The sequence below is a fragment of the Microcoleus sp. T2B6 genome (assembly GCF_036700475.1).
Lineage (GTDB): Bacteria > Cyanobacteriota > Cyanobacteriia > Cyanobacteriales > Microcoleaceae > Microcoleus.
On record NZ_JAUBOZ010000006.1, the window covers coordinates 82268 to 89413 of the forward strand.

The following is a 7146-nucleotide window of genomic DNA, read 5'->3' on the forward strand; positions in this document are numbered from 1 at the left end:
ATTATGAAAACGAGCGCTTTTAATTTTTACGTATTTTTAAGCTAGATGGCGAATTTTTCAACTTAAACTCATCAAACTTCACCACTTCCGATTCGGGTTTCCGCGTATCAAAATAGTAGCTGCTAACCGTACCCTCCCCCGTATCAAAAATAGTAAAAGCCGTAATATCATTGCTATCAATATACGGCAGCGGCCGCCCGTCTTCTCCCAACAAAGGCGCCACAGTCGGCACCACAGGTTCCAATCCGTTCGGGTCTCCAATAGCGCTGTAATCTTCCCGATATCCCGGCGGCACAAATCGGCGCTTTTCCCCCGCAAAAGCACCGTAACTGTTGCCCACATTAGAACTCTCCAAAAAGTGCATTCCGCTGGAACTTACAAACCGATTCCACAAGTGCGAATGTCCGTAAAATACCAACTGCACCCCCGCTGTTTCTAGTAGCGGCACTACATCCCGAATCAGATAATCTTGCTGTTTCGGATACTCGTAACGCACCATTTTAATCTCGCCATCGAGAGCGCGATCGACTATTTGCACAGGGTCAGTATAAGCAGGTACAATATTGTCACCCAGAGAATGCGGCGGGTGGTGAAACATCACAATTTTATATTTTGCCTGCTGGAATTCCGAACTCTTTAACTCTTGTTGCAGCCAATTATATTGAGCGCTGCCCTTGACAATCGGCTCAAAAATATGCTGTCCGTATCCCCATTTTTCGGAATTATTAAAATCTGCGTCCCGTTCGCGATACCTGCCTCTCGCACCCGGATCTAAATTCGGAGTCCGCCAGATATTCGTAGCATACAAAGTCACTAACCGCACGTCCCCAAAAGTCACAGCATAGTAATTTTTGCCTCCCGGTAAATTGAAAATCTCGTCATAGGTATCGCTATTAAAACTATTGTTTTTTAGCCATCTTTCCCGCACAGAAGAGTCATTACTAGGATTCAAAGAGGCAGCACGTTGAGCGTATATTTTCTCGGCAGCGACGCGGGGAAAAGGATCATTAAATTGCTCACCGAGTGTGCTGTTAGTTGCAAAGCGACCCATGATTTCGTGATTGCCAATGGCGGGAAATAAAGGCGCGTGTTGAATCAGTTCGCCGCCGCTGTAAACGGTTTTGATGCCGTTTTTGTCGAGTTCGGAAAATGCGCGCCCTTGCATAGCGGGAAAGAAGGCGCGGCCTCGGTAGTCGTCAAACCATTCGGAAGCGCGATCGGGTATATTAATTAAATCCCCTGCCATAAAAACCGCGTCAACTCTCCCAATGGTTTCGGCTACTTTCTGGAGATTTGCTGCTGTCATCGGCATCAATTGATGGTCGGAAGTGAGGAGAATTTTGAGCGCAACTCCTGCTGCTGGTGTGGGAGAAAGAGTGAAAACTTTGCTGCTGACAGATGCGCCGTCTTTCCTTTCGCTAGTGACTCGATAAGGAATGCGAGCACCGGGCCTTAAATTGGAGACTTCTGCTTCGTGGCGCCAGATGTCGCGGACAATTGGATTGCTGTCAATGATGCTTTGTTTCATTTCATCGGAAATGCGCGAGTCTTTGTCTTCGCGAGTGCGGCTTAGCTTGGTAGTATTTGCCGTCACAACTTGATTCAAATTTTCGCCGTAAGCAACAGTGTTGCGAGTACCGCCAAACTCGGTGAACCAGACAACTCGCACCGAGTTTGCTGTTGGGACTTGCAAAAACGGATCGGTTAAAAGCTGAGGTTTGTTAAGATAAGATTGCATAAGGAAACCTAGCAAGAGGACAATCAAAATCAAAACAGCAAAAAACCAGGGATTGCGAGAATAACCTTTGGGATTTCCTACTTGGTTGGGCAATGGTGTTAACATAATTCATTAGTCATTAGTTTGTAAGGGCGGGTTGCACCAGCCAAACAGAACTCCCCACCCCAATACATATAAACCCGCGACACCCACTTTAAATTTTAAACTACCCAGGTTATCAACAAGTTAAGAAATTAGTAGAATATCTCACATCTAACAAACCTCAACTATTTTTTCACATCTTCCAATCTCTCCATTCTCTTTCTCTGCGCCCTCTGCGCCCTCTGTGGTTCATTAAAAAAAAATCTCAAAAATGCTTGAGAGTTGCGATATAACATTCTTAACACCCTTCCTTCCATCTAAAATCTAAACTCTAAAATCTAAAATCCCATGACTCGCCACCTTCTCAAAGCCAACTGCAAAACCGTACACTTGGGCGGTTTTTCTCCGAATATCGAACCTGCTTTAACTGTCGATTCGGGCGATCGCATCGATATCGAAACCTATTCAGGATATTATGTTGCTGACAAGGCGCCGCCGGAATTTCTGACGCCGGAATTTTTAGATATTTGTCAGAATTTGCCTCCCAACCGCAAAGTTGGGCCGGGGCCCCACTTGCTGACAGGCCCGATTTATGTTAACAATGCCGAACCGGGAGACGTTTTAGAAATTCACATTGAGGATGTTTACCCAAGTTTACCAGTAGGATTTAATGCAATTCGCGCCGGATGGGGAGCTTTGCCTGAGTATTTCCCCGAACCTAAATTGCGGTTTATTCCGCTAGATTTAGAGCAAAAAACTGCTGAATTTCCCACAGGTAGCGGCATTCGGATTCCCCTGCATCCTTTTTTTGGCATTATCGGCGTTGCCAATGCAGAAATCAACCGTTCTTCTATTCCTCCAGCGCGCTACGGCGGTAATATGGACAATCAGGAACTGCAACCAGGAACGCGGTTATTTTTACCTGTTTTTCTGCGCGGCGGTTTACTGTCAATCGGTGACGGACATTCGGCACAAGGAGACGGTGAAGTTGACGGTACTGCCATTGAAACTTCGATGAACGGGACTATTCAAATCATCTTACGCAAGGATTTATTTCTGATATTTCCGTTTGCGGAAACGCCCACTCATATTGTGATTATGGGATTTGGTAGAACATTAGATGAAGCGTTTGAGCTGGCGGTAAAACAGACGGTTTATTGGCTGCAAAAGTTTGCAGGTTTCCAAGAGGAAGATGCTTATGTTTTCTGTTCGCTATCGGTAAATTTTCGGATTACGCAGGCTGTCAACAATCCTCAAAAAGGAGTTCACGGAATGATTTCCAAGTGTATTTTACCAGAGGTGAAAATTCTTGGTCACGGAGTGTGAGCGAGTATAATAACACGCGATCGACCAAAAAATTAGGATCGCGATCGCACAAACTACACAAATTTGTCACTGCTGTGGTCGATCTGGATCGCGATCGTGTTGACAATTAAGCTTAAAATGGGATAAGTGACAAAATCTACCTAAATCGAACTCAACGTCAGGAACCTCAGTCTAAAGGCATGAGGCTTGAAAGAGAAATCTAACAAGCCATCCTGACGGGCCTAAGTCTTTACTGACTACGTTTTTTGAGTCACGATACCGGAGAATGCGAAGCTAGTTTTCCGCTCTATCGCTTGCAACTAAACAGTCTTAAGGTCACGCTCGACAGTGTTGCTAGCCGGCGCAAGCTCACTAAACAAAGGCGCGTGCTAACTTTACCCCAGAAATGGGAGTTTGAGGCAACCATACCTCACGCCTTGGGGCAACCATACCCCTCCACCCCGCGAGGAGATTCAAATTAAATGTAAAGCCGTGCTAAAAGCACGGGGTTTCTACCCATTTTTATGATGAAAAACCAGACTGACGATGTTGCCAAAAGAGATTTAGTCGATCGAGCTTTTGGGAGTGCAGCAATACCAGATCCGACAGCGTGGGTGCACGAACATTATTTTCTGGCTAATTTCGCCGATACTCTGGCCATCATCCAAGAACATCTGTCTGATGACAGTTGCGAAATCGGCGAGAATGGTGAATCGGGCGAGGGGATATTATCGATCGATGCCAAAATTAGAGATATGTTGAGAGCTACTTTTAGCGACGACGGCTGGCAATATGTCGAAAGTTTATTCTGAGTTTGGTACAATCCCTAAGTATTTGTACGTTCATAACTTGAGAGCGTAAGTTGTACCAGTTTAAAAAAGAATCAAACTTTAGGCCGGTGATCTAAACCATTAGATCATCCGTTATGCCGAATTCTTTAATCTCAAATCTCAAATAATATCACTTTCCTCCCCCAAGACAGACTCGCAATTCAGACTGCCTGCGTGCATTTCCACCCGAATTTGAAGTAAATTTGACCTATTGTGATGTAGGATACTTTAGATGGGCGGGAAATTACTGTCGCTAGGAATTTCGATCGATCGCAAAAAAGCCGCACTTTCTTCTGGCAAAGCAGTATTGATGAACATCCCGCTGCCCAACTCAAACCCAGCTTGCTTGGTGACTCTGGGAATAATTGCGATATACCAGTGAAAGTATTTTGTTCCCCCTTCGGCGATCGGCACCGATCGAATATTATAGTTGTAATCGGGATTGTTCAATCCGTAATAAAGCTTAGCCAGTACAGTTTTCAAAGTATCAGCAAGATCCGTAATTTCCGCATCAGTAATTTCATCAAATGAAGAGGAATGTCGGCGCGGGAAAATCCAAGTGTGAAACGGTGAAAGTGCAGCGTAAGGGATAAAAGCCACAAAATGTTCACTCTCACAAATCACTCTTTCTCTCGCCGCTAATTCATCTTCCAAAGTTCGGCAAAACAGACATTCTCCCGTGTCATCAAAATATCTAATAGCTTCGTCGATGCGGCTGCGAAATTGGCTGGGTACAACGGGCGTCGCTGCTATCTGCGAGTGGGGGTGTTCGAGAGAAGTTCCGGCAGTTTCTCCGTGATTTTTGAAGATAATAATTGTTTCAATGTGGGGATTTTTTCTAATTTCTACATAGCGCTGGCGGTATACTAAAAGTATGTTGGCAACTTCTTCAACACTCAACAAAGCTGTCGTCAAATCGTGTCGCGGGTGTTCGACAATTACCTCGTGAACGCCGATTCCCGCCATCGTGCGGTGAATTCCCGATGATATCCTCATCCATTTTGCTGTCGGGGAGAGGGCGGGATATTTGTTGCAAATTGCCCTGACTTTCCAGCCAGCGCGATCGCCCAAACGGCAAGTTTCTAAGGTTCCGTCTTCTTCATTTCCCACGCAAAACGGGCAATCGGCGCGGTGCGGTGGCACTACTATTTGGCACTTTTTTTTGTTGGCGAATTGATCCGGTCTTGTCGCCCGTTCGGTGGCGATGATTACCCAATCTCTGGTAATTAGATTTTGTCTAAGTTCAGACATTTTCTTACCTTCAGTTTCCGGGTCAAATTGTCTCTTATTTTAGATACATGATTTGTGATTTGTCATCGCTTTGTTGTAAAATCTTAATAAATCTTGACTTTTAAATTTCCGGCTTGTAGTCTGCTAGATAGCCGAATTATTCAATAATTTTGGCGTCTAAAGTGGGTAAAGCTAATAGCAGTTTGAACAAGTGAAAAAGCATCGTAAAAGCGTTGCTAAATTCAAATCATCCGCGTGGATCAGCGGTTAAATTTTCTCACCAAGCCATTCCCTCCCCCTCGCCAACAACTCGTCCAAACTTTCCACTGGCCAAAACCGCACCTTTCCATCCAGCGAACCAGTTATCAAAGACTTCCCGTCCCGACTAAAACACATACTATAAATCGGGCTTTTCAACTCCACAAAATCTACTTCACCTTTGAGCAAATTGCCTTTATAGCCGCTAAAGTCAGCCAGTAAATTCCCCTGCAAGTCCCACAATTTGGCAGTGCCGTCTTGTGATGCAGTGGCGATCATATCTCCAGTCGGGCTAAAACAGACACTTGTTACTGAGTCATCATGTCCGGCGAATGTTACCAAGCAGTTGCCTTGCAAGTCCCACAATTTTGCGGTTTTATCATGTGAGGCTGTAGCGAGCACATCTCCATTTGGGCTAAAACTGATACTATTTACCGATCCCTCATGTTCAGTAACAGTGACCAAGCAGTTGCCTTGCAAGTCCCACAATTTGGCGGTTTTGTCAGATGAGGCAGTAGCGATCGCATCTCCTTTCGGGCTAAAACTGATACTTGTGAGCCAGTGATTATGTCCGGTGAATGTTACCAAACATTTGCCCTGCAAATCCCACAATTTGGCGGTTTTGTCAGATGAGGCAGTAGCGATCGCATCTCCTTTCGGGCTAAAACTGATACTCCATACCGAGTCATTATGTCCGGTGAATGTTACCAAGTAGTTGCCCTGTAAGTCCCACAATTTGGCGGTTTTGTCATCTGATGCAGTAGCGATCTCATCTCCTTTCGGGCTAAAACTGACACTATTTACCGAGTCATTATGTCCGGTGAATGTTACCAAGTAGTTGCCCTGTAAGTCCCACAATTTGGCGGTTTTATCATCTGATGCAGTAGCGATCGCATCTCCTTTCGGGCTAAAACTGACACTATTTACCGAGTAATGATGTCCAGTGAAAGTCACCAGGCAATTGCCCTGCAAGTCCCACAATTTGGCGGTGTGGTCATCTGATGCAGTAGCGATCTCCTCGACTGTGAAACTAAAACTGACACTATTTACCGAGTAATTATGTCCGGTGAAAGTCACCAGGCAATTGCCCTGCAAGTCCCACAATTTGGCGGTGTGGTCATCTGAGGCAGTAGCGATCTCATCTCCTATCGGGCTAAAACTGACACTTGTTACCGAATCATGATGTCCGATGAAAGTTTTCAAGCAGTTGCCATCCAAGTCCCACAATTTAGCGGTGCCATCAATCGAGGCAGTAGCGATCGCATCTCCATTCGGGCTAAAACAGACACTATTTACCGAATAATGATGTCCGGTGAAAGTCACCAAGCAGTTGCCTTGCAAGTCCCACAGTTTTGCGGTTTTGTCAACTGAGGCAGTAGCGATCGCATCTCCTGTCGGGCTAAAACTGATACTTGTTACCGATGTATTATGTCCGGTCAATGTCACCAAGCAGTTGCCCTGCAAGTCCCACAATTTTGCAGTTTTGTTATCTGCGGCAGTAGCAATCGCATCTCCTGTTGGGCTAAAACTGACACTTGTTACCCAGTCAGAATGTCCGGTGAAAGTTTTCAAGCAGTTGCCCTGCAAGTCCCACAATTTGGCGCTGCCGTCAGATGAGGCAGTAGCAATCGCATCTCCTGTCGGGCTAAAACTGATACTTGTTACCGATGTATTATGTCCGGTCAATGTCACCAAGCAGTTGCC

At 45.4% G+C, this 7146-nt stretch carries 5 protein-coding genes; 2 read left to right on the forward strand and 3 right to left on the reverse strand.

What is annotated here, in order from left to right; genetic code table 11:
* Nucleotides 1-19 precede the first annotated feature (19 nt).
* Entirely contained in the window at nucleotides 20-1843 is a 1824-nt protein-coding gene (locus tag QUA00_RS04415) for a metallophosphoesterase family protein (RefSeq protein ID WP_333408817.1), read from the reverse strand.
* Nucleotides 1844-2167: 324 nt separating this feature from the next.
* Here QUA00_RS04415 and QUA00_RS04420 point away from each other — a divergent pair, with 324 nt between their 5' ends.
* Both QUA00_RS04420 and QUA00_RS04425 read left to right on the forward strand, forming a co-directional pair.
* Complete coding sequence (locus QUA00_RS04420; protein ID WP_333145257.1) at nucleotides 2168-3145, forward strand: acetamidase/formamidase family protein; 978 nt, start codon at nucleotides 2168-2170, stop codon at nucleotides 3143-3145.
* A 506-nt stretch (nucleotides 3146-3651) separates the two neighbouring features.
* Entirely contained in the window at nucleotides 3652-3936 is a 285-nt protein-coding gene (locus tag QUA00_RS04425; RefSeq protein WP_333408818.1) for a hypothetical protein, read from the forward strand.
* 246 nt (nucleotides 3937-4182) lie between these two features.
* On the opposite strand, the gene galT is transcribed toward QUA00_RS04425, so the two are convergent.
* Nucleotides 4183-5205: a galactose-1-phosphate uridylyltransferase gene (gene galT, locus QUA00_RS04430; RefSeq protein WP_333408819.1), complete on the reverse strand. Its 1023-nt coding sequence runs from the start codon at nucleotides 5203-5205 to the stop codon at nucleotides 4183-4185.
* Between the two features lie 246 nt (nucleotides 5206-5451).
* Nucleotides 5452-7146, reverse strand: a 1695-nt coding sequence (locus QUA00_RS04435; RefSeq protein ID WP_333408821.1) for a WD40 repeat domain-containing protein, incomplete at its 5' end; no start/stop codon positions are given.